Here is a 21,333-nt window from a genome sequence, read left to right as displayed (position 1 = left end):
TGCCTCCTGTGCTCAGGCGATACGGCTTGCGAGGAACTTGAAGAGCGCATCGACCATGACGCCGATGATCCCGATGGCGATCATGCCGACCATGACGAGGTCGGATCGCAGGATCTCCATCCCGTCCGCGATCAGGTAGCCGAGGCCGGAATTCGCGGCGACAAGTTCGGCGGCGATGATCGCGGCCCAACCGGTTCCGAACGAAACCCGAAGACCCACCAGGATCGACGGCAGCGCGGCCGGCAACATGACGCGAAGGAACAGTTCGGGCGCGGAGGAGCAGCCGAGCACCTGGCCCGCGCGCAGCAGGACCGGGTCCACGCGCTTGATACCGTCGACGGTGTTCAAGACAATCGGGAAGAAGGTCGCGATGAAGATGATGAAGACCTTCCCAGCCTCGCCGATCCCGAACCACAGGATCGCAAGCGGAATCCAGGCCAGCGGCGAGATCGGGCGAAACAGCTCGATCACTGGGTCGAGCAGCTTTTCCGCAAGCGTGTTGCGAGCGATCAGTACGCCCAGCGGGATTCCGATGACAGCCGAGATTGCCCAGGCGGTCGAGACCCGCGTCAGCGACACGGCCGCGTTCACCAGAAGCTCACCCGACAGCAGTTCTTCGAAGAACGTTCCTGCCACCGCTCCCGGCGAAGGCAGGATCGTGGACGGCGGGGTCAGGATGACGATCGCCAACTGCCAGACAACCGCGACCATGATCAGCGCGAGGCCGTAGGGAGCAGCCCCGGTCAGCGCCGTACGAGACGCGCGGCCGGCGCCACCGATCAGCGTGACCCCTTCCCCGGCGGGAAGGGGGGCCGTGTTGGACTTACCCGGCATTGGCAGCTTTCTGCGCGAAGCTGGTGTCGATCTTCGGAAGATCTTCGGGCTTGAGGATTTCTGCGTCCTTCAGGAACTTCGAATAGGCGTCGATGGTCTCCTGATCCGGGGTGATGTCGGTTGTGTAGACCGATATGCCTTCGTTGATCGAATATTCGATGACATCGCGTGGCACGCCCACCTCGGTGGCCCACATGTCGATGGCGGTTTCGGGATCGTCCAGGATGAGCTGCGCGGCGCGGATCAGGGCGTCCACTACCGCTTGAGTGACCTCGGGATTGGCCTCCATGAAATCGGTGCGGGCATAGAACCCGTTGCCGATATAGTGATCTCCCTTGATCGGAAGGATCTTGCCCGAGGTCAGCAGCACCTTTGCCGCGCCACTGGCCAGTGCGCCGGACACGTGCGGATCCCAGGTCACGCCCGCATCCACCTTGCCGGCGGACAGAAGTGTGCCGACGTCCGAGCCCTTGGTCTTGAACAGGCTGACGTCGTCTTCGGTCAGGCCTGCGTCCGCCAGGGCTTTGATCAGCAGCGGATACTGCTGCGAGCCCTTGCCGGGATAGGCGATGGTCTTGCCCTTCAGGTCTGCCACAGTGGCTATGTCGGAGTCCGGCTGCACCATGATCGCCGTCTGGTCAAGAATTGTGATGGCGATGAGTTTCGCGTCAAGCCGCGCCGACGCGACGATGGCCGGGCCCATGCCCGCGCTTGCCAGCTGGATCTCGCCCGCGGCCATGGCTTGGTTCTCGGGGGCGCCGTAGGAGAAGCTCTTGAACTCGAAGGTCACGTCATGGGCGGCTTCGATCTCGTCCAGATAGCCTGCGGCCTTGGCGATGTAGATCGGCTGCGTCGCGGGTTGGACGCCGATGTTCACGACCTGTTGGGCAAGGGCCCCGCTTGCGCCAAGGGCCATCGCGGCCGTCATGGCGAGGATAAGACGGTTCATGTGCAAACTCCGCTGTTGGTCTGTGGTCTTTCCGTCGCAGGATCGCTGCCTGCGCCAACCACACCTTCGGAGCTTACATGGGCGACGTCAAAATAAATGGGACGTCACGTCTCAATTTACGAACATAGAGCTCGCTATTTCATCAGCTGCTGCCCGAATCTTTGGCAGAAAACCTTTCGCACGCTCGATCGATACCCGTGCCGTGGGTGCGTGCATGCCAAGACCGGCGACCACGGTTCCATTCGGATCGCGAATCGGAACCGCTATTGCGATCAGGCCGACCGCGTCCTCTTCCTTGTTCACCGAGAAATCTCGCGTCCGGATCTCTTCGAACGCGATGTCCAGCAGGGCGGGATCGGTGATCGTGTTGTCTGTCAGCGGAACAAGATCGAGACTGGATAGGATCTTTAGTCGCGTCTTGCTTTCCGCGAAGGACAGTAGAAGCTTGCCGATTGCAGTACAGTAGGCTGGCACCCGGCTGCCCGGCCGGAGCTGCACGCGCAAGGGCCAATCGCATTCCACGCGGTCGACATAGAAGACCTGGTTGCCGTCTAGCATACCGACATTGCAGGTCTCGCCGACCTCGGCCACCAGTCGCTCCAACACCGCATGCCCCGCAGAGTTCTGCTGGTGGCTGGACAGGCAAGACAGTGACAGGCTTCGCAGCCGGCTGCCGACCGTGAACCTGTCCGAGCCCAGTTCCCGCACCAGGACACCCAAGGTCTCAAGCTGACTGACGAGGCGGTGCGCGCTTTGCCTCGGCAGGTTCATTTCCAGCGCGATCTCGGCGATGGAGATCGGCCTGAGTTGCCGTGCGACAAGTTCAAGAAGATCGAGGCTACGGCTGATGGCAGAGTTGGTGCTTGTCTTGTTGTCCATAATTCGAGATGTAGTGTCTTGAAATTTTCCTGACGATAGCTCCGGCAGGTCGCTGCGGCAACATGAGATCGCCAAATGTTTGAGATGCCCCCTGACTTCGCGTCGTTGCTCTTGGCGGGAAGTGCGGGACTTTTCCTGGCAGCGGTACTTCGCCGCGTGATCGGGTTCGGGTTCGCGATGGTCTCGGTAGGGGTGCTGTCACTGATGATCCCACCGGCAGAAGCGGTGGGGGTCACGCTGCTCCTGTCACTGGTGCTTGGGGCGCGCAACGTGCCGATGATGCGCGCGGACGCATCCTGGCCATTGGTCGGCAGGCTCGTCATTTCGGGTTGTGTCGGGGTTCCGGTGGCCCTGTTGGTGATGTCCGAGGCGGACGAGGCATCGCTGAGGGTCCTGATCGCGCTGGCGATCATGGCCAGCCTCATCCCGATGATACGCAAGCCGCTCGCAGTGTCGCCGGCGCTGAGATGGCCGGTCGCCGCGGCGGGCGCACTTGCCGGCATGCTGAACGCGATAGCGGCGGCCCCGGCCCCGCCGCTGGTCTACTACATGATGGCACGATCCGACATTTCACTGGAAGCGCGTCGCGCCAGCCTGATCGCGATATTCACCATGCTGGCCGCTTTGACCGTCACCGCGCGCCTGTTCGCTGGCGCCATGCCGGTCCACAGTCTCTGGATTGCCGCATGTCTGATACCGGCCGCTCTTGCCGGAGACTTTTCTGCCCGCGGATTACCTGCGGTTCACAGTCGTCGGGTCGTTGACGCGCTCAGCGTCGCGGTTGTGCTGATGGTCAGCGTACTGCTTGCCCTACCGGTAGTCTGAAGGATGAGTGCGGCTGCTGCGCTTTATATCCCTCCAGCGTATCCAGCGCGCCGGCGAAGAAGTCCTCGGCTCCGAAGTTGCCCGCCTTGAGCATGATTGCGATCTACGCACCGCCGCTTTCAGCTAAGCACCAGGGCACGCCGGGGTGCCGATCAGGCCGGAACTGGTCGGTTTTTGCGCCGCCGTCGACACATCCTGCATCGCCTGCGCGTAGGGGTCCGGGCCATGGTCCGGGTCGTCCAGCAGCCCGGCCAGATCGGCAAGGCACAGCGCCAGCCGCGGCTCGGCGCTGCCGGTGTGCACATGGCGGGGTGCGGTCTGTTCCGCGACGGTGGGGGAGTGCGCCTTGGGTGCGCCGAACGTGCTGCCGATGCTGAACGGCAGCAAGAGCAGAAGGGCCAGGAAAGCCCTTTGGATCGTTCGGAACAGTCCGGTGCGCGCTTTCATCAATCCGCTCTGGCAGGTCGCCCTGTCGCTATCAATCCAGCCCGGCGAGACCGGGTCAGTTGCGGCAGACGGCGCATCATCCGCGGTTTTCGGGCGGTGTCGATTCAACAAAGCGTGTGGGCAGGGTCACGACGATCGGCTTGTCCTTCGGGGCCTTCCCCGCCCGTTGCCGAAGAATCGAGCGAATGCCCCCGACCAGCGCCTCGGGGCTTTGCTCGATCGTGGGCAGATTGTAGGTGGGCCAGCGCGCCTGCGGAATGTTGTCGAAGCCGATCACCTCGAGCGTTCCGGGCACGTCGATTCCGTTCTGGAAACGCGCGACATCCATCGCCCCCATTGCCATCGCGTCGTTCGCGCAGAAGACGCAGTCCGGCAGCGGTCCCCGCTCTTGCAGGGCGGCGAAGGCGCGCTTGCCACCCTCGTAGGTGAAGTCGCCCTCTTCGGTGTCCATAAGGGTGACATGCGTTCCGACCATCGCTTCCAGCAGCGCGCTGTTCCTTGTGTCATATGCGGACGAGCTGCGCCGGGCGGTGATCAGCCACAGGGTCTTTCTGCCCTTTGCGACGAGGTGTCGGATCATCTGGCGGATACCTACGGCGTCATCGGTCACGACCCGGTCCGCGACCTCGCCAGGTTCGATCCGGCCATTGAGCATGATCGGCGGCGCCTCCAGGCAGTAGGGCGAGATCTGCTGGCAGGTCACGCTGTCGGCGGTGACGATGGCGGTGGCGATCGGCATCTGGATCAGGTCCGTCAGCGACTGCGCACCGGCATAGGTGGTGCCGATGGAAATGACGTAGGGCACGAGGCCCTCTTCCTGCAGGGCGACGTTCAGAAGATGGAGCAGTTCCGACCTGAGAATGTCCGGTTTGCTGTTCGTCAGCACCGCGACGATGTTGCTTTTGCCGCTTGCAAGCGTCGATGCCACGCCATTGGGGCGATAGCCCAGCTCTGCCGCGGCGCGCAGAACCTTGTCGCGCGTGTCCGGGGCGACGCTGGCGGTTTTCGAGAAACTGCGCGACACCGCTGACCTGGAGACCCCGGCCCGTGCCGCCACTTGATCCGCTGTCACTCTTGCCAAAACGGTCTCCGTCGATGAAGGCGCGTGCAACGTAGCATTGCCAGATTTCAATTGGTACCGGGAAACGGAAGATAAAGAGTTGTTTGACAGGCTGTTCCGCAAGTGCCATAGATTTCCGTGCAATGCACGCGCGTGCAATGAGCGTGCGAACAAGGAGGAAAGAATGCTGGGAACACGATCCATCATCGGGGGCCTTTTCATCGCCGCCACATTGCCCGCAGCGGCGATGGCGGAAGACCTGATCATCTATGCGGCGCATGGTGACGACGTTTACGGCCCGCTGGTCACGGCGTTCGAGGCGCAGCATCCGGATATCGACGTCGAGGTCATCGTCGGGGAGACGGGGCCGCTGTTCCAGCGGGTGCGCGCCGAAACCGCGAACCCGGCGGCGGACATCCAGTGGGGCGGCTCGATCCGGTCCTTCGAGCAGTTCGCCGATCTTTATCAGTCCTACGAGTCGCCCGAGGCGAACGGGCTGCGCATCTCGGACCCGAACAATATCTGGTTCCCGTTCACGATGTTCGCTCAGCCGATGATGGTGAACACCGACAAGGTTCAGCCCGAGGATTTCCCGGAATCGGTGAAGGACGTGCTGGACCCGAAGTGGCAGGAGCTTGGCGGCGTGGTGCTCGCGGATCCGAACCATTCGGGCACCGGGCATACGATCGTCTCGGGGCTGGCGTCCGGCCTGGGCTGGGATTTCATGACCGAGGTCATCAAGGCGGTGCGCGCGACACAGGGCTCGACCCCGATGTTCGAGGCGGTCCGCGACGGTGAAGCGGCGCTTGGCTGGGTCAACGAGGATCTTGGCGGCAAGTGGATGGCCGAGGGTCTGCCCGTGCAGATGATCTATGCCTCTGACGGGGTGACGATCCAGGTCGATGGGCTGGCGATCATCAAGGGCGCGCCTCACCAGGCAGAGGCGCAGGCGTTCGTCGACTTCATCATCAGTCAGGAAGGCCAGACCATCGCCTCGGAAGCGGTCAACCGCCGCTCGGTCCGCAGCGATGTGGCTGCCCCCGAAGGCCTGCCCGAGCTGGGCGATCTTTCGCTGTTCACAGAGGACGAGCCGCGGGACATCATCAAGGCCAAGTTCAGCGCCGTTCTCGAAGGCAACTGACCTCTCACACACACGACGTTCGTGACATTGGCTGCCGCGGCATCTGCCGCGGCGGCGCGACTTCGCACGCTCTCACCAAAATGGAAGGGGTAGGCTATTGCGCGATAGCTGGAAAATATTCTCGGTGTTCTGCCTTGTCGGCGCGCTGCTGCTGGTAGTCCTGCCCCAGGTCTGGATCATCCTGTCGGCGTTCAAGCAGGAAGGCGGGGCGTTCACCCTGCGTCTGACCGGCGGCGAGATGCAGGTCGAGACCGCCGACCTGGAGCGTTTCTCGATCGAGGAGGATACTGGCGGGCGAGTCGTCCTGGGACGGGCGGACGGCTTTGGCCTGGTATTCGAGCGCATCGAGCCGGGCCTGACGTTGGTATCCGCAACCGATCCGCTGATCCTGACCGAGACCGCGCAGGGGACCCGGTTCCGCTTCAACGCAGGCCCGGCCGAATTCAGCGTCGAGCAATCGGTGCCGATGAACATCTTCGGCGACCAAAGCCCGCCGGTGTTCGAGACCGAGCAGCGCGGCGATGCCATCGCGCTGCGTCACGAGCCCAGGGGCTTCATGCGGTTTCGCGATCATGTGGAGACGTTCACCTTAGCCAATTTCAAGGAATTCCTGGGCCGCTCGACCTATCTCGAGGCGGTCAAGAACAGCCTGATCGTTACGGTCGTCTCGACCTTCCTGGCCAGCGTGGTCGCGATTCCGCTGGCGTGGCTGGTGTCGCGATACCGGTTCCGGGGCCGCGCTATCGTCGTCGCACTCATCACGATGGCCTCGGTCTCGCCGCCGTTCCTGGGGGCCTATGTCTGGCGGATGCTGTTTGGGTCGACTGGCCTCCTGACCACCGCGCTGGGGCTGGACTGGTCGATCGTCGGCATCCACGGGGTGATCTGGGTGATCATGTGGCTGGTCTATCCGATGATCTTCCTGATGAGCCTCGACAGCTTTACAGGGGTCGATCCGACCCTGCGTGAAAGCGCCATGAGCCTTGGTGCCCCGCCGCGCCGGTCGTTCTGGGGGATCGAGATCCCAACTTGCCTACCGGGCATCGTGACCGGGCTTTACATGGCGTCGATGCAGGCGTTCTCGGACTTCGGGACACCGTTCATCATCTCGCTCGATCTCGTGATCCTGCCCAAGCTGGTCTACTCGGAGTTCCTGAACGAGACCGGCGGCAATGTCTCGATCGCCTCGACCGGCTCGCTGATCATGCTGACGATCGCGATGATGTTCCTGGGCGTGCAGCGGCTGATCCTGGCCGGGAAGAGCTTCGCCTCGGTCACGTCGCGCAAGCAGGTGCTCCAGGTTCCGGGGCGCGGCATGGCCGCCGTGATCTACGGCTTCGCCGCCACGGTCATCGGGATCGCGTTCACCCCCCATGTGGTCATCGTTATCACCTCGTTCCTGGAATGGCGGGTCGGCGCGGTGACGGCGGTTCCGACGCTGCAGAACTATGTCGAGCTGTTCACCAACCAGTTCGGCGCCGTGTTCGTCAGCCTTTCGGCCGCCACCACCGCCACGTTCCTGTGCCTGACGCTGGGCCTGTCGATCGCCTATGTGATCGTCCGCAAGAGCACCCGGTTCGTCACGCCGCTGCTGAACGGCGTGATCATGATCCCCTACATCATTCCGGGCACGGTCTTTGCCATCGGCTTCATTCTGGCCTTCAACCAGCCTCCGATCCTGCTGACCGGTACATGGTTCATTCTGGTGCTGAGCTATTTCACCCGGATGCTGCCGTTTACGGTCAAGACCGGCGAGTCGGCGCTCTACCAGATCCACCCGGCGATGGAGGACGCGGCGCTTTCGCTGGGGGCCAGGCCGACGCAGGCGTTCCGGCATGTCGTCGCGCCGATGATGCTGTCCGGCGCTGTGACGGGGATGACGCTGGTCTTCCTGCGCTCGGTCACGGAACTGAGCTCGACCATCCTGCTCTATCGCCCGCCGTGGACGCCGATGTCGGCGGTCATTTTCCAGAACACGGTCTCGCCGGGGGCCAACTTCGGTTACGCGGCGGCCATGTCGGTACTGATGATGGTGATCCTCTACGTGCCGCTGACCCTCATCACCCTGAAAAGAAAGGCCATGGAACAATGAGCCAGCAGACTGCCATGCGCGGGATCGACGTCGAGACTGATCAGTTGCAGATCAATTTCAGCGACTTCGTGGCGCTGCGACCGACAGACCTGGCCATAAAGCGGGGTGAGCTGTTCACGCTGCTGGGGCCGTCGGGCTGCGGAAAGACCACGCTGCTGCGCTGCCTCGCGGGCTTCCTGAAGCCGAGCAACGGACGGGTCCTGTTCGACGGGCAAGACGTCAGCCGGGTCGATCCGTGGAACCGCGGCATCGGGTTCGTGTTCCAGAACTACGCGCTGTGGCCGACGAAAACCATCGCACGGAACGTCGCCTACGGACTTGAGATGCGCGGGTTCGGCAAGGCCGAGATCGCCCGCAAGGTCGAGGACGCACTGGCGCTGGTCGACCTGACGCGTGCTGCGCAGCAATACCCCGGCGAGCTGTCGGGCGGTATGCAGCAGCGGGCGGCACTGGCCCGTGCGATCATCATCGACCCGCCCCTGCTGTTGTTCGACGAGCCGTTGTCGAACCTCGATGCCAAGCTGCGGGTGAAGCTGCGGCGCGACATTCGGGACCTCGTGACGCGGCTGGGCCTGACGGCGATCTACGTGACCCATGACCAGGAAGAGGCCCTGGATATCTCGGACCGTATCGCGGTCATGCGGCAGGGACGCGTGATGCAGGTTGGCTCGCCGCGCGAGATCTATGCCAGCCCGCAATCCGCCTTCGTCGCCGATTTCGTCGGCAAGGCGAGCTTTCTGGAGGGCCGCGCCAGCGGGCCGGATACGTTCCGCCTGACCGACGGCACCACGATCCGGGGCGTGTTCAAGCCGCACAGCACGCCAGAAAACGGCCGCGTCCTGTTCGCGCGCCCCGAGGATTTCGGCGTCGTGGGCGCCGGGCAGGGGGATGTCGACGGTATCGTCGAGGAAGTCTCCTACCTGGGTCATGTCACGCGCTACCGCGTCGGCATCGCCGGCCAGTCCATCCTCGTCGAAACCCGTGACGCGATCGAGCCGGGCGCAACCGTCGGACTGCGACTGCCGCCGATGCAGATGTTCGACGCGATGCCCGAGACCAAACCTGAGGAAGAAGAGAATTGACCGTAACTGACCACCTGCCGCTGATCGTCGAAACCGCCCGTGAGGCTGGCCGTCTTGCGATGCGCCATTTCCACACCGCCGACACGATGGAGGTTGCGTTCAAGGGGCAGGCCGACCTGCTGTGCGCCGCGGACGAAGAGGTCGAGGCGCTGATCCGCAACCGCCTGCTGGCTGCCGGGGACGATATCGCCTTTCTCGGCGAGGAAACCGGACGCTCGGGTCCAAGCGACGCGGCGCTGCAATGGGTCGTCGATCCGATCGACGGCACCACGAACTTCCTGTCGGGCCTGCCGTTCGCCATTTCCATCGCGCTTGCGCGGGGCACCGATGTGCTGGCCGGTGCGGTCTACTCTCCAGTCAACGACGAGATGTTCACCGCGGCGAAAGGCCGGGGCGCGCATCTGAACGGCGTGCCGATTTCGATCCGAAACCAGCCCGATCCGGCGCGTTTCGTTGTCGGCACCGGACTGCCTCTGGACCAGTACGCACACTCCGCCAACGCCTACGAGCGGCTGCACACCATCCGCGAGCAGGTCGCTGCCATCCGCATCCTGGGCAGTTGCGCGCTCTCGCTGGCCCATGTCGCTTGCGGGCGGCTGGACGGCTATTTCGAAGGGCCCACCGGGTTTCTCGACTGCGCGGCCGGGCTGATCCTGCTGGAAGAGGCTGGCGGCACCGTCACGGATTTCTGGGGTGCACCGGAGCATACCAGCAATGTCACCTTCGTGGCGGGCGCCGCGTCGTGCCAAAGCTTTCTGACAAGCGTGACCCGAACCGCCGAAAGGACCCGGCCATGACGATCAGGCTCGGAATTTCCCCCATCGGCTGGACCAATGACGCAATCGCCGATCTGGGCCAGGACATCGCTCTGGAAACCTGCCTTTCTGACGCCGCGCGTGCGGGGTTCAACGGCGTCGAGATCGGCCGCAAGTTCCCCGAGGACCCGGCAGAGCTGCGCTTGGCGGTATCGGCGCATGGGCTGGCGCCGGTGACGCGGTGGTATTCGGGCTATCTCAGCGAGCGGGATCTGGCCGAGGAATGGCCGGGCGCGAAGGCGGCCGCAGAGGTCCTGATCGGGCTAGGGTGCCGCGTCATCGTTTATGGCGAATGCGGCGCGGGCCCCGAGGGCGGCGCCAGCGCGCCCCTGTCGCGGCGGCCCGGCACCCTGGGCCTGGCCACCTATGCGGACCGGTTGACCGCGCTTGCCGACCGGCTGGCCGGGATCGGGATCACGCTGGTCTACCATCACCACATGATGCAGCCGGTCGAGACCGCGGCGCAGATCGACGCCCTGATGGAGGCGACCGGCCCTTCGGTCCGGTTGCTGCTGGACACCGGCCACCTGGCGCTTGCGGGCGACGACTATGTGCCAGTCATGGCGCGCTGGTGGGACCGGATCGGTCATATCCACCTGAAGGACGTGCGCCGCCCGGTTCTCGATGTGCTGGACCGCACCGCGTCCAGTTTCGACGACGGCGTGCGCCTTGGCATGTTCACCGTCCCCGGCGGCGGTGACCTGGATTTCGCGCCGGTATTCGAGATGGTCGCCGCGCGCGGTTACAGCGGCTGGATCGTGGTCGAGGCCGAGCAGGACCCGGAAATTGCCGCGCCCGCCCTGATGGCCCGCACCGCCTATGACCACGTCGAGGCGCTTGCGCGCCGGAACGACATCCCAGTGGAAAGAAACCCGAACCATGCGCGATAATACGAACCTCAAGATCAGCGTCATCGGCTGTGGAACAATGGGCGCAATCCATGCCCGCAACCTTGCTGCAGACCCGCGTGTCGGGCATGTGGCGCTGTTCGATGCCGACCTGGCGCGCGCCGAAGCGGTCGCCTCCGGGTTCGGGCCGCGCGATGCCGCCAGCTCCGTCGCGCAGGTGGACAGCGTCTTCGACGGCGACACGCCCGATGCCTTCGTCATCTGCAGCCCGGCCGCGCTGCACCTGGACCAGCTGGTGACTGCCTCGCGGACCGGGGCCTATGTCTTTTGCGAGAAGCCGGTGGCCTCGCGCTACGAGCAGATCGCTGCGAAGTTGGACAATCTGCGCCCGTACAACGACCGTATCCAGGTCGGCTTCAACCGGCGTTTCGATCCGCATATGGCCGACTTAAAGGCCCGCCTTGCCGCGCCCGAGACCGGCAAGATCGAGCAGTTGCAGGTCATCAGCCGGGATCACACCCCGCCCACGCTGGACCAGTTGCCGAACTCTGCCGGGCTGATCGCCGAGACGATGATCCACGATTTCGATACGGTCCGCTGGCTGCTGAGCGACGAGATCCGCGCCGTGTTCTGTAGCGGTGCGGCCCTGGTGAACCCGGCCTATGCCGATCTTGGGCATGTCGATACGACGACGACGATCCTGACCGGGCGAGGCGGCCAGCAGGTTGTCGTCCAGAACAGCTGGCGCGCGCCCAACGGCTATGACCAGCGGGTCGAGGCGCTGTGCGAGCATACCCGCCTGAACGTGGGCAATCCCCGCGCCAGCGCGGTCACGGCCGAGGACCGGTCGGGCGAGCTGTCGCAGCCGATCAAGGACGACTGGTCGACACGGTATGTCGACGCCTACCGGTCCGAGATGTCGCATTTTGTGGAGACGGTAGCCCGGCGGGCGGTGACCGGCCCGAACCTGCTGGACGGAATTGCCGCGTCCTACCTGGCCGAGCAGTGCGCCGCATCGCTGGCATCGGGCAAACAGGTCGAGTGCGAACCGCCGGCGTTGTGACCTAGGGCGAGATCTGGGCCGTGTCGATCTGATCGATCAACGTGCCCAGGCCCTGCCGGGAGGAGCGGCGTTATCCGGCCGTCCAAGTCGACGATGGAATACTCCGTAGCTTCGTTATCTCAGATCGCCCGCCATTCCGCGCCCACCGTGGTCGCCGCTTCCACTGCCATCAGCTTCGCGGCTAGGCCCATGCAGCGGAAGCCGATCCGCTAGGTCTCGTGCCTCGGGAGCGCGGTTCTCGTGGTGCCAGATTTATTCTTGCGGTCAGCTCCGCCCTCTCGCGCGAACCATTTGATGCGGGGGCAGAGCAGGTTCTTCAAAATGTCGCTTTGACATTGCGCGAGATCGACAGCGAACATTGCCCCGTCGTCGGCAGGCAAGTCTCTTTGCAAATTCGAAGTCTTCCAAGAGCCGTTGAAGACCGGCTCGCGGTGACCTGCGACTGAGCTTTCATCCAGTCGCGACTTGAGCCCGGTTGGCGTTTACGATCGCCGGCGCGGGTTGCGCAATCGCCCAACGCGCGGAGCTTTCATCTCGCGCAGCGGCGCGGGCCATTGCGATGGTCAGTGTCCGCGTGTGAGCCGAAGTTCCGGTACACGGTCTCGTTGAGCAGTTCATCCCGCACCCGACCGTTGAAACTCTCCACGAAGCCGTTCTTCACCGGCTTCCCCGGCGCGATGTAGTTCAATTCGATCTGGTGCTCGGAACATCACCCTAGGATAACGTTACTGGCCTGTTCGGTCCCATTGTCGCTGACAATCATGCCGGGTTGTTCGCGGCGCTCGATCAGGGCCGTCAGTTCACGCGCGACGCGTCGCCCTGATGTCGAGGTATCTGGGATCGCAGCCAACATGGCGTTCGGCATCCGCCTTCGGCTCCTTCGACAGCGCAGGGCCTCCGGAGGCGTGACCTCGGCAGTCTGGGCGCGGTAGTGCACCATGCGATGCTGTGCAACTCTTCGGGCCGATGGCCGGCGTGCCTGATGAAACGCTAGAACACCTAGGTGCGTAGAGCACGGCTCGCCCTAGATCGCACCACGTGCGAAGGTGATCAGCGCCCAGACGAGAACAACAACGCCGACCGCCCCTACGATCTCCGGCCACCAGCCGAACTCGTAAACCTCGTGATCTTCGTTATTCGTATCCATGGTGGCGTCCTTTCTATAGTCCGGGCAACCAAAGTGCGATCGCAGGGAAGGCCATCACAAGCGTCAAGCCGATGATCTGAAGGCCGATGAAGGGCAGCACAGCCAGGAAGATTTCCTGAAGTGTCACGTCCTTGGGGGCCACGCTCTTGAGGTAGAAACAGGCCGGCCCAAAGGGGGGCGAGAGCATGTAGATCTGGATATTCATGGCGAAGAGGATGCCAAACCAGACCGGATCATACCCAAGCTGCACAACCACGGGCGCAAATACTGGCACGGTGATGAAGACGATGGCAATCCACTCGAGGAAGGTTCCGAGGAAAAAGATGATCAGCATCATTACGACGATGACAATGATCGGCGGCATGTCGAGCCCGGTGAGAATGCCGCTGAGAAATCGGGTGCCGCCCAAGAGGTTGTAGATCCCCACGAGGCTGACGGCCCCGATGATCAGCCACAGGATGGAGCCGGTGGTCAGCGTCGTTGCCCAGAGCGCCTCACGCACCCCTTTCGTGGTCAACTCGCGCCTGGCCGCCGCCACGATGAGTGACCCAACTGCGCCGATGGCTGCGGATTCCGTGACTGTAGCGATGCCGGCGTAGATCGAGCCGAGAACGCCGAAGATCAGCAGGAAGGGCAGGATCAAGCCCTTTAGATAAGAGATCCGCTGGAAGAGCGGCAATTGGGCTTCGGGCGCGTCATAGGCGGGGCCGATCGCCGGGTTCATCTTTACGCGGAGCAGAACGTAGGCGATGTAGAGCGAAGCCAGAAGCACGCCGGGGCCAATGCCGGCGGTGAATAGGTCGCGTACCGATACGCCTGCCTCGGCGCCGTAGACGATAAGCACCACGCTGGGCGGGATAAGCGTGGCCAGCGAGCCAGAGGCACAGAGCACGCCGATCGAGAGCTTGCGGTCGTACCCAAGCCGGAACATCTGGGGCAGGGCGATCAGGCCCAACAGGACGATCTCGCCGCCTACGATGCCAGACATTGCCGCCAGCACCACGGCTACGAGGCAGGTCTGCACTGCAACGCCGCCGCGCATGCGTCCGCCCAGGACCGCCATCGAATTGAACAGCTCCTTAGCCACCCCTGATCGTTCCATGATATTCGCCATGAAGACGAAGAACGGCACCGCCACGAGGGTCTGCTTGTCCATCACCTTGGTGACGGCAGAGCTGACGAGAATGAAGCCGTTGCTTCCAAAGGCAAGGTAAGCGGTGGCGACGGAAATCAGCAGAGTTGAAGCGCCCAGTGGAACGCCGATCGCCATCAGGCCGAACAGCGCCGATACGATGCAGAGCGTGATCAGTTCGATGCCCATCATTCGACTCCCGTTTCGGCCGAGGCCGGCCGATTTGCCGAGGGCGTCAAAAGGTTGGCCAGAAGCTGAAGGAAGTAGAGCACCACCGAGACGACGAGCATGGTTTTCACATAGGTGGGGGTGTAGGGGTCAAAGGCGCTTCCGGTCGTCTGAGGGGCCTTGAGCACCTTTACCATTGGCCCCCAAATCATGACGAGCAGTCCGCCCACGCCGATCATCGACAGCACGATCGCGATTTTCTTCATCCGGTTCCAGAGTGCCTCGCCCACCAGAAGCTCCATGGTGGTGACGGTGATGTGACGGCGCTGCTGGGTGACTGCACCGACACAAAGCATCCACGCGGTAGCGACCAGGACCATGATCGTCTCGGATGTCCACGAGGTGGGCGCGCCGAAGACGTAGCGCATGAAGACTTCGTAAAGCGAGAGACCCACCGCAGCGAGGTAGAAGACCCCGCAGACCTTTCCGAGGAAGACAGAGATCTTCCCCATGATTTCAACATATGCCTTCACCGGCCCCTCCAGTTCGTGGGCAGGGGCAGCACGATGACTGCCCCTGCCGTTCTTGGTGTTATTCCAGCAGCCCGATCTGCTTCATGAAGGCGTAGTGAGCGTCGAGCGCCTTGCGGGCCTCGGGCGATTTCGCAGCGGTCTCCTCCCACGCCTCGGTGGCCAGAACGCGGAACTTGTCCCGCTCTTCCTGGCTCCAGTCGACCACGGTGATATCGCCGGCGGCCTTGTCTTCCTGAACCTGTTGCTTGTCCTGCAGGTCGAGTTGACGGCGCAAATCGTCATAGGCGGCGTAGAACCAGGTTTCGACTGCCAGCTGCTGATCTTCTGTCAGGCCGTCCCAGATGCCCTTGTTGATGACGAATTGGCGCATCGCCATCGAGTGGATGCCCGGATACAGGGGAAACTTCGCCACCTGGTGGAAGCCGCTTGTCGAGTTGTTGATGTAGGCTGAGGCATCGGCGGCATCGATCACGCCCTTTTCCAGCGAGGTGAAGACGTCGCTGATCGACATGGATACCGGCGCGGCACCTGCCTTCTGGAACACGGTAGCCGCGAGTCCCGAGGGCGAGCGGATCTTGACGCCTTCCAGGTCTTCGACCCCCCGGATTTCGACCTTGGACACCAGCGCTTCTTTCGAGACGGCACCGCAACCGACGACGTGCATGGCGCCCGGCAGCACAGACTCCCAAAGCTCCTGAAGCGCGTCGCGCCCGCCGCCATGGCGGCAGAAGGTCTGCACCTGCTCGGGCGAGTCGTAGCCGGCGATCAGGTCGCCCATAATGGCAAACGCCGGGTTGCGACCGGTGAAATAAGCTACTGAGTTCAGATCGCCACTTAGCACTCCGGCCATAACCGCTTCCGGGGTCTCGTTCCGATCGACGATCGCGTTGATTGGAAAGAACTCGACCGTAACCTCGCCGCCTGTCATGGCCGCAAGGCGCTTGCCCCATTCGTCCTCGAGGTAGCTGTATTCATAGGCACCGCTTTGCGCCGACGACTGGATCTTAAGAACTGTTTCGGAACTGGCCACCGTGGCAGCGACTGAAAATGCCGCCGCTGTCATGATCATCCGTTTCATCTTTCCTCCTCGCACCCACGGCTGGGCACTTTTCTGGGCCGGTTTATCGGCGTGTTCGCGCACTAAGGCACTTAGCTACGCATTGGTCAATGCGTACATTAAATTATTTGACGATGCACACATCAAGTGCAATTGTCGCCAGAATCGAGAAGGTTCAGACCGGATGGCAGAGGCCGCCAAGTCAACACGTGTGGAAACTGCCTACGCGCGGTTAAAGGACGAGATCCGGACAAACCGGATGCCGCCCGGCTTTCTTGCGCCTGAGCCCGAGATCGCGTTGCGGCTGGGTATGAGCCGGACACCGGTGCGCGAGGCCCTCATCCGTCTGGAGGCGGAGAGGCTGGTCGAGCTGATCCCCCGCCGTGGCGTACGGGTCTTGCCGATTCAGCCCGAGGACATGCGCGAAATCTACCAGATCCTCACCTCGTTGGAGCCCGACGCAGCCGCCCGCTACGCCGAAACCCGCCCCAGTGAGCGGGAGCTTGTACCACTCAAGCGGGCCACTGCCGATATGGAGGCCGCGTTGGAGAGCGAGGACCTCGACACCTGGGCCGAGGCAGACGATCGCTTTCACCATATCCTGCTCGATTTGCAGGGGAACCGACGGCTCGAGGACTTTGTCCGCTCGCTCTACGTCCAGGCGCATCGGGCGCGGGTTGTGACCATGCGGATGCGCGGCCCTCCCCATCAATCCACTCAGGAGCACCGCGAAATTCTGAATTTCCTGCGGGCAGGCGACGGAGACTCCGTGCGGCGGCTGTTCAAACAGCATCGCACGAGGTCCGCCGAAGAACTGCTGGCCATTCTGGAAAAATACAAGCTGGGCCAGCTTTAGGACAGAAGGGACTATCATGTCAGAGAGGTTGAGTATCGCCCTCATTCGGGGCGATGGAATAGGTGTAGACGTAGCAAATGCGGCGGTCACGGTGATCGATGCTGCGGTGGCAAAGGCGGGGCTGCCTGCGCTGACCTATAGGGAAATCACGGCCGGTGCCGGCTACTACAAGGAAACCGGGCGAGATATCGAGCCCGGGGGAGAGGCTCGCGCCGGGGAACTCGATGCGATCTTTCTTGGAGCCATCGGCCTGCCCTCGGTGCGCCACGATGACGGTACCGAAATTGCCCCGCACCTCCGCCTTCGCGACCGATATGGGCTCTACGCAGGTGTCCGCCCTGTCAAGGCCTATCCGAATGCCCCGCAGCGGCTGGCCGACCCACGCGCGGCAGGGATTGATATGGTCATCCTGCGGGAATCCACCGAAGGGTTGTTCTTCTCCGCCGCCACCCACGGCCGGCCAAACTTCTCCAGCGATGACGAAGTTCGCGACACGCTACGCATCACCCGCCCGACCACCGAGAAGCTGTTTCACTTCGGCTTTCGCTTGGCTGAAAAGCGCAAGGCCCGTGGCCGCCCAGGCAAGGTCACTTGCGTCGACAAGGCGAACGTCTTCAACTCCATGGCCTTCTTCCGAAAAATTTTCGATGAGGTCTCCCCAAAATACCCGGGCGTCGAGGCCACGCACAACTACGTCGACGCTCAGGCTTTGGATCTTATCCGCAAGCCTTGGGAGTTCGACGTGATGGTGATGGAGAACATGTTCGGTGACATCCTCTCCGATCTGGGCGGCGGCCTTGTCGGCGGGATGGGCATGGCGGCCTGTGCCGAGATAGGCGACGAGCAGGGGCTTTTCCAACCCGCACACGGTTCCGCGCCAGACATAATGGGTCAGGACAAAGCCAATCCACTAGCGGCCGTGCTCTCTGGCGCCCTGATGCTCGACTACCTCGCGGAACGCACCGGCATTCAACGCTGGGCAGAAGCTGCCGAGTTCGTTGAAGAGGCGGTTCAGAGCGGCTTCGAGGAAAACCGCCTCAGGCCGATGGAATTCGGTGGTGACATGGGTACCGTCGCGGTCACGAAGGAGTTGTTGGAACTTCTGGATTAGGGCGCGATCTTTGCGATCGGAACCGTATCCGACTACCTTACCAACGTGACCGATCTGTCCTGTACCTTCTCGAGCAGGGCTTATCGGTTGCTCGTGTGATGGCGACTGTCTGTGCCGAGCCACCCCCTGGAGCGGGGATAACCTGCTCCAATCCCCACCGCAATTTCCCAACGCCGCCTAGTAGGAGAGCGAATGTATGTCGTCACAGTGACCTTCGAGCCCCATGCTGGTCAGATGGAAGCGTTCTTGCCGCACATGTTGGAAAACGCCCGCCGATCTCTGGAAGATGAACCAGGGTGCCACAGATTTGACGTCTGCCTCTCCGAAGACCGCAATAGTGTATTCCTCTACGAGCTTTACACCGATCTCGCCGCCTTCATGGCGCACGTCGAGACCGCGCACTTCAAGTCCTTTGACGTCGCGGTAGCAGATTTGGTCCGGCACAAGACCGTCAGGATCTATGAGTTGGTTTAGGCTGGGAGTGGGATCCAACTATTCCAGTCGCGGAGAAATTCTCACTGCGGGCGAGCAAGGCGAGGACAGGTCACGTCCGGCGCACCGCTGCCCGGGCGTTTGCCTCTGGAGCGAGGAGCGTCCGGAGCCGACGCCGACGGGCGAACTTGTCGGTTGTGCCGCGACCTTCGGCGAACCCGGGGAGATACCGGATCCCCTCGAGACTCTACCGCCTGCTTGCCTCGGGTGTTCCGACAGAGCCTCTGGCTTCCCGGATCGCACTGGCGGCGGCAGCTCTTGGCCGAGGCTAGCGGGGAGCTCTGCTTCGCGGCGAGGCTTGTCGACGCGCGTGTCGAGATCTTCCTGACCTAAGTTCCCGCGGAGCCTTCGGGGGCAATGGTGGTGCCGCCGCACGGCCCAAGGCCCGCGGCCATACGCTCGGCCGCCTAGGCGATCCTTGCCCATGTACCCCCGGAGCTGCTCGCGGGCGCGCGAACCGCGTCCATCGGGCTGTTCCCGACAGGGCAGAGTGTGACAATTCTACTTTGCTGACGTGGGACACGCTCACCCTGATTGCCTGGCCCTCGAATGCAAGCCGGCCGGCAATCTGTTCGGGAGCCAGCCTTCCTTCAATTGCGCGATCACCGCCTCGCGCAAGTCGGACAGCCGCTCGAGCTTCCTGCGCCTGAGCCTCCGGTTCGAGGCCGCTTTCTGGGCGACTATTCCAAAATAGCCGTTCAGATATGGCAGCTCGTCGTCAATGAACCCATTGCGCTTGATCTCCCGGTAGATGCTCGACCGGTGCCGGCCAAGCTCTGCGGCGATCCGACAGATCGGCATCTTTGCGGCCAGCATGTCCTCAATCGCGCGCCGCTCACGCAAATCCAACTCGGTGTGGGCCATTTTTCTTCTCCTTGCTTTCCAGCAGGATAGGGGAACTGTCGCAACCCAGTTTAGAATGTGCCCCCGCGTACAGCGACACGCCGATAATAATGTTTATGTTAAAATAACCCTAGTATCCACGAGGCGTCGAACAGATCTACGCACTGGTTCCGCGCCGTTGGAATCCCCATAGCATCGGCGTGATTCCAGCATCCCCACTGAATACCACTGCGTAGTCAATCGAGGCAGACAGGTCCATCGCATCCATTGCCACCTTCGCGTACAGACAGCTCAGCGGTTTTCGGAACACCGAACCCGCCTCGAGGTCATTGTATTCTAGTTCGCGAACGACAAATCCATTGTAGCTCAGTAAATCGGCCCGGCGGCGCATGCTGTTGAAATCCGCCGACCGAGCAATTGGCACGAAGTATGTCGAATGCACCAGCCGCCCTCTCCCTGGAGAACTCGCTCAGCAACTTCCAGAAATCAACCTGCTGGTCGAGAGACCGCGCCGCACTCGACAGGCTGCGCCCGTCAATGAACATCGCGAGAGTTTCGTCCTTGTAAAACAACGTGATCTCCTGCTGAGGCGCGGCTGACATAATCCGGATCTAGAGCTGCCAGCCCCTGAATAAGGAGCTTCCCGAAAACTCCTTGCCTTCTCGGAAGGCATGCGCCTTTTGCAAATCAAGTAAATAGACGCGCACAAAATATATACTTACAATTCAGCTTCGAATACTAAATATATGAAAAAGTCATTGCGCAGAAAAATGATCCGCGCAATGACTATTGGGGTTAATTCTTATTATTCGACGGAATCCTCTTCCTCATCGAGATCCGCCTTGGCTTCTTCCCGCGCTTCCAACAAGGCTTCCTTCGCCTCCATGTGGAGCGTCCACCCCTCCTTGTTTGCTTCGGCCTCATAAGTATCGAGCAGAGCCTCGATCTCCGCGTCCGTGGTGTTCGCCGCCACGTCTTCCCGCGCCGCTGCATAGAGCCAATCGAAGGTCTCTTCGCGTCCCATGAGGTCGAACTGCCCTTCCTTGTAGACCTCCACGGTATCGTCGTTCCAGTCGATCCCTTCAGCGATGGCATCTTTCTCATTTTTCCAGACGCGGGCAGGTCCGAACCGGTTCAGGAGAGCCTTCCTTGCTGATTTCAGGGTTTTGTACTCTCCGTACGCAGTGACCGACCAGTCGTGCGAGGTTCCGCACCACCCGTCGACACAGATTTCATCGCTCATATTCGTCCGTGCCGGCATCTTCCGGATCTCTACGACATCAGCATCGCAATATGGCGCCTCGGAGTAGTCCGGGCCCGCGTAGGTGGTCTTCACGATGTAGTACACGTTGGTACCCTTTCTTTTTCTGCTCTGCTCGCTCGAGGCTTCACTGGCGTAGAGCGGCAAATTGGGGTGGGGCAAAGATCTAGCGCGTGCCCCGCCCGATCGTTTCTCTCAGTGATTACGCTGCCACTTCGTAGTCGGTCATCGCGTAGATCCTGATTGCCTCTGCCTGTCTTTCGCTGACCGCAATCACCCAGTTCTCGCCCTTGTCGGCGCGCTTGCGGAAGCGCTTGGCAGACACGAGGAACCAGTCGCGCGACCCGCGGACCATGACCACCTCGGTCGTGTTGATGGAGAATGCGTGCCGATAGTACGCTTTGCCGGGCCCTGAGGACGAATACGTCACGCGCGCGCGGGACCGCAGAGCTTTCGGCAAGCGCGAGCGCTTGAGCTGCTCTTCAGCAGACTCTGCCAAGCTGGCGAGTTCGCTGAAACAGGAGAGCGTGTAGGTGCTTGCCTTTCCGTTGATCTCCGCGAGCTTGGCCTCAAGCGCCGTGGCGTTCTCCGGTGCAATCTTGATCTTCATAGGGCCTCTTCTTTCCTTTCTAGCGTGTTGTTTCACGCTGTCCCTTTGTGGGTTCATTATGAGATTCCGTCGACGTCAATGCAAGCAC

The 21,333-nt window shown here is 62.3% G+C and carries 22 protein-coding genes and 2 pseudogenes; 10 read left to right on the top strand and 14 right to left on the bottom strand.

All coding sequences use genetic code 11. The annotated features are described in order from the left end of the window. Positions 1-12: 12 nt before the first annotated feature. The 3 genes from ACW9UR_RS24060 to ACW9UR_RS24050 all read right to left on the bottom strand — a co-directional run bounded on the left by ACW9UR_RS24060 (position 13) and on the right by ACW9UR_RS24050 (position 2,662). The gene (locus ACW9UR_RS24060; protein ID WP_458919623.1) at positions 13-834 is read right to left on the bottom strand and encodes an ABC transporter permease; all 822 of its coding nucleotides are present in this window, start codon (positions 832-834) and stop codon (positions 13-15) included. Beyond that, positions 824-1,783 carry an ABC transporter substrate-binding protein gene (locus ACW9UR_RS24055; RefSeq protein WP_458919622.1) on the bottom strand — a complete coding sequence of 320 codons (960 nt, stop codon included), beginning with the start codon at positions 1,781-1,783 and terminating at the stop codon, positions 824-826. The genes ACW9UR_RS24060 and ACW9UR_RS24055 overlap by 11 nt, the downstream gene beginning before the upstream one ends. A 111-nt stretch (positions 1,784-1,894) precedes the next feature. After that, positions 1,895-2,662, bottom strand: a complete 768-nt coding sequence (locus ACW9UR_RS24050; RefSeq protein WP_458919621.1) for an IclR family transcriptional regulator — start codon at positions 2,660-2,662, stop codon at positions 1,895-1,897. A gap of 75 nt (positions 2,663-2,737) precedes the next feature. Between ACW9UR_RS24050 and ACW9UR_RS24045 the strand changes: the two genes are divergently transcribed. Continuing rightward, positions 2,738-3,487, top strand: a complete 750-nt coding sequence (locus ACW9UR_RS24045; RefSeq protein WP_458919620.1) for a sulfite exporter TauE/SafE family protein — start codon at positions 2,738-2,740, stop codon at positions 3,485-3,487. Between the two features lie 123 nt (positions 3,488-3,610). Here the strand turns inward: ACW9UR_RS24045 and ACW9UR_RS24040 are convergent, their stop codons facing one another. Together ACW9UR_RS24040 and ACW9UR_RS24035 are read right to left on the bottom strand one after the other, a co-directional pair. Then, complete coding sequence (locus tag ACW9UR_RS24040; protein ID WP_458919619.1) at positions 3,611-3,934, bottom strand: hypothetical protein; 324 nt, start codon at positions 3,932-3,934, stop codon at positions 3,611-3,613. A 76-nt stretch (positions 3,935-4,010) separates the two neighbouring features. Continuing rightward, positions 4,011-5,006, bottom strand: a complete 996-nt coding sequence (locus ACW9UR_RS24035) for a LacI family DNA-binding transcriptional regulator (RefSeq protein WP_458919618.1) — start codon at positions 5,004-5,006, stop codon at positions 4,011-4,013. A 172-nt stretch (positions 5,007-5,178) separates the two neighbouring features. On the opposite strand from ACW9UR_RS24035, the gene ACW9UR_RS24030 reads away from it, so the two are divergent. The 6 genes from ACW9UR_RS24030 to ACW9UR_RS24005 all read left to right on the top strand — a co-directional run bounded on the left by ACW9UR_RS24030 (position 5,179) and on the right by ACW9UR_RS24005 (position 12,035). Beyond that, entirely contained in the window at positions 5,179-6,135 is a 957-nt protein-coding gene (locus tag ACW9UR_RS24030) for an extracellular solute-binding protein (RefSeq protein ID WP_458919617.1), read from the top strand. 97 nt (positions 6,136-6,232) lie between these two features. Beyond that, complete coding sequence (locus ACW9UR_RS24025) at positions 6,233-8,227, top strand: ABC transporter permease (RefSeq protein ID WP_458919616.1); 1,995 nt, start codon at positions 6,233-6,235, stop codon at positions 8,225-8,227. Further along, the gene (locus ACW9UR_RS24020; protein WP_458919615.1) at positions 8,224-9,309 is read left to right on the top strand and encodes an ABC transporter ATP-binding protein; all 1,086 of its coding nucleotides are present in this window, start codon (positions 8,224-8,226) and stop codon (positions 9,307-9,309) included. The genes ACW9UR_RS24025 and ACW9UR_RS24020 overlap by 4 nt, the downstream gene beginning before the upstream one ends. Continuing rightward, positions 9,306-10,106, top strand: coding sequence for an inositol monophosphatase family protein (locus tag ACW9UR_RS24015; protein ID WP_458919614.1), 801 nt, complete (start codon positions 9,306-9,308; stop codon positions 10,104-10,106). The genes ACW9UR_RS24020 and ACW9UR_RS24015 overlap by 4 nt, the downstream gene beginning before the upstream one ends. Further along, positions 10,103-11,014 (top strand): myo-inosose-2 dehydratase, encoded by a 912-nt coding sequence (gene iolE / locus ACW9UR_RS24010; protein ID WP_458919613.1) that lies wholly within the window; start codon positions 10,103-10,105, stop codon positions 11,012-11,014. The genes ACW9UR_RS24015 and iolE overlap by 4 nt, the downstream gene beginning before the upstream one ends. Continuing rightward, a complete protein-coding gene (locus tag ACW9UR_RS24005; RefSeq protein WP_458919612.1) occupies positions 11,004-12,035 on the top strand; it encodes a Gfo/Idh/MocA family oxidoreductase in 1,032 nt (343 codons plus the stop codon). The genes iolE and ACW9UR_RS24005 overlap by 11 nt, the downstream gene beginning before the upstream one ends. A gap of 592 nt (positions 12,036-12,627) precedes the next feature. On the opposite strand, the pseudogene ACW9UR_RS24000 reads toward ACW9UR_RS24005, so the two are convergent. The 5 genes and pseudogenes from ACW9UR_RS24000 to ACW9UR_RS23980 form a co-directional block, all read right to left on the bottom strand. Further along, positions 12,628-12,885 (bottom strand): annotated as a pseudogene (locus ACW9UR_RS24000) (integrase core domain-containing protein); the annotation flags it as partial. A gap of 174 nt (positions 12,886-13,059) precedes the next feature. Next, a complete protein-coding gene (locus ACW9UR_RS23995) occupies positions 13,060-13,182 on the bottom strand; it encodes a hypothetical protein (RefSeq protein WP_458919611.1) in 123 nt (40 codons plus the stop codon). A 13-nt stretch (positions 13,183-13,195) separates the two neighbouring features. Beyond that, entirely contained in the window at positions 13,196-14,503 is a 1,308-nt protein-coding gene (locus tag ACW9UR_RS23990) for a TRAP transporter large permease (protein WP_458919610.1), read from the bottom strand. After that, a complete protein-coding gene (locus ACW9UR_RS23985; protein WP_458919609.1) occupies positions 14,503-15,015 on the bottom strand; it encodes a TRAP transporter small permease subunit in 513 nt (170 codons plus the stop codon). Before ACW9UR_RS23985 ends, ACW9UR_RS23990 begins: the two co-directional genes overlap by 1 nt. 58 nt (positions 15,016-15,073) lie before the next feature. Next, a complete protein-coding gene (locus ACW9UR_RS23980; protein ID WP_458919608.1) occupies positions 15,074-16,093 on the bottom strand; it encodes a TRAP transporter substrate-binding protein in 1,020 nt (339 codons plus the stop codon). A 163-nt stretch (positions 16,094-16,256) separates the two neighbouring features. Between ACW9UR_RS23980 and ACW9UR_RS23975 the strand changes: the two genes are divergently transcribed. The 3 genes from ACW9UR_RS23975 (at position 16,257) to ACW9UR_RS23965 (ending at position 18,513) form a co-directional block, all read left to right on the top strand. Beyond that, positions 16,257-16,928 carry a GntR family transcriptional regulator gene (locus ACW9UR_RS23975; protein WP_458919607.1) on the top strand — a complete coding sequence of 224 codons (672 nt, stop codon included), beginning with the start codon at positions 16,257-16,259 and terminating at the stop codon, positions 16,926-16,928. Positions 16,929-16,944: 16 nt separating this feature from the next. Continuing rightward, positions 16,945-18,039 carry an isocitrate/isopropylmalate dehydrogenase family protein gene (locus ACW9UR_RS23970; RefSeq protein ID WP_458919606.1) on the top strand — a complete coding sequence of 365 codons (1,095 nt, stop codon included), beginning with the start codon at positions 16,945-16,947 and terminating at the stop codon, positions 18,037-18,039. Between the two features lie 192 nt (positions 18,040-18,231). Continuing rightward, positions 18,232-18,513 carry a putative quinol monooxygenase gene (locus tag ACW9UR_RS23965; protein ID WP_458919605.1) on the top strand — a complete coding sequence of 94 codons (282 nt, stop codon included), beginning with the start codon at positions 18,232-18,234 and terminating at the stop codon, positions 18,511-18,513. A 541-nt stretch (positions 18,514-19,054) separates the two neighbouring features. On the opposite strand, the pseudogene ACW9UR_RS23960 reads toward ACW9UR_RS23965, so the two are convergent. The 4 genes and pseudogenes from ACW9UR_RS23960 to ACW9UR_RS23945 all read right to left on the bottom strand — a co-directional run. After that, positions 19,055-19,395 (bottom strand): annotated as a pseudogene (locus tag ACW9UR_RS23960) (transposase); the annotation flags it as partial. Between the two features lie 136 nt (positions 19,396-19,531). Then, positions 19,532-19,816 carry a PIN domain-containing protein gene (locus tag ACW9UR_RS23955; protein ID WP_458919604.1) on the bottom strand — a complete coding sequence of 95 codons (285 nt, stop codon included), beginning with the start codon at positions 19,814-19,816 and terminating at the stop codon, positions 19,532-19,534. A 363-nt stretch (positions 19,817-20,179) separates the two neighbouring features. After that, the gene (locus ACW9UR_RS23950) at positions 20,180-20,722 is read right to left on the bottom strand and encodes a hypothetical protein (RefSeq protein ID WP_458919603.1); all 543 of its coding nucleotides are present in this window, start codon (positions 20,720-20,722) and stop codon (positions 20,180-20,182) included. 115 nt (positions 20,723-20,837) lie between these two features. Beyond that, on the bottom strand, positions 20,838-21,245 hold the full coding sequence (locus tag ACW9UR_RS23945) for a hypothetical protein (RefSeq protein WP_458919602.1): 408 nt from the start codon (positions 21,243-21,245) through the stop codon (positions 20,838-20,840). Positions 21,246-21,333: the final 88 nt, after the last annotated feature.

This window comes from Halovulum sp. GXIMD14794, assembly GCF_054457455.1.
Note: the sequence above shows the minus strand (reverse complement) of the source record. Positions and strands in the feature narration are given on the sequence as shown.

What these genes read in the sequence shown, in the direction of transcription:
- iolE (WP_458919613.1), top strand. Translation starts at nt 10,103, where the DNA reads ATGACGATCAGGCTCGGAATTTCCCCCATCGGCTGGACCAATGACGCA.
- ACW9UR_RS23970 (WP_458919606.1), top strand. Translation starts at nt 16,945, where the DNA reads ATGTCAGAGAGGTTGAGTATCGCCCTCATTCGGGGCGATGGAATAGGT.
- ACW9UR_RS23975 (WP_458919607.1), top strand. Translation starts at nt 16,257, where the DNA reads ATGGCAGAGGCCGCCAAGTCAACACGTGTGGAAACTGCCTACGCGCGG.
- ACW9UR_RS24020 (WP_458919615.1), top strand. Translation starts at nt 8,224, where the DNA reads ATGAGCCAGCAGACTGCCATGCGCGGGATCGACGTCGAGACTGATCAG.
- ACW9UR_RS23995 (WP_458919611.1), bottom strand. Translation starts at nt 13,182, where the DNA reads ATGGATACGAATAACGAAGATCACGAGGTTTACGAGTTCGGCTGGTGG.
- ACW9UR_RS24040 (WP_458919619.1), bottom strand. Translation starts at nt 3,934, where the DNA reads ATGAAAGCGCGCACCGGACTGTTCCGAACGATCCAAAGGGCTTTCCTG.
- ACW9UR_RS23965 (WP_458919605.1), top strand. Translation starts at nt 18,232, where the DNA reads ATGTATGTCGTCACAGTGACCTTCGAGCCCCATGCTGGTCAGATGGAA.
- ACW9UR_RS23980 (WP_458919608.1), bottom strand. Translation starts at nt 16,093, where the DNA reads ATGAAACGGATGATCATGACAGCGGCGGCATTTTCAGTCGCTGCCACG.
- ACW9UR_RS23945 (WP_458919602.1), bottom strand. Translation starts at nt 21,245, where the DNA reads ATGAAGATCAAGATTGCACCGGAGAACGCCACGGCGCTTGAGGCCAAG.
- ACW9UR_RS24045 (WP_458919620.1), top strand. Translation starts at nt 2,738, where the DNA reads ATGTTTGAGATGCCCCCTGACTTCGCGTCGTTGCTCTTGGCGGGAAGT.
- ACW9UR_RS24055 (WP_458919622.1), bottom strand. Translation starts at nt 1,783, where the DNA reads ATGAACCGTCTTATCCTCGCCATGACGGCCGCGATGGCCCTTGGCGCA.
- ACW9UR_RS23990 (WP_458919610.1), bottom strand. Translation starts at nt 14,503, where the DNA reads ATGGGCATCGAACTGATCACGCTCTGCATCGTATCGGCGCTGTTCGGC.
- ACW9UR_RS24050 (WP_458919621.1), bottom strand. Translation starts at nt 2,662, where the DNA reads ATGGACAACAAGACAAGCACCAACTCTGCCATCAGCCGTAGCCTCGAT.
- ACW9UR_RS24060 (WP_458919623.1), bottom strand. Translation starts at nt 834, where the DNA reads ATGCCGGGTAAGTCCAACACGGCCCCCCTTCCCGCCGGGGAAGGGGTC.
- ACW9UR_RS24030 (WP_458919617.1), top strand. Translation starts at nt 5,179, where the DNA reads ATGCTGGGAACACGATCCATCATCGGGGGCCTTTTCATCGCCGCCACA.
- ACW9UR_RS24005 (WP_458919612.1), top strand. Translation starts at nt 11,004, where the DNA reads ATGCGCGATAATACGAACCTCAAGATCAGCGTCATCGGCTGTGGAACA.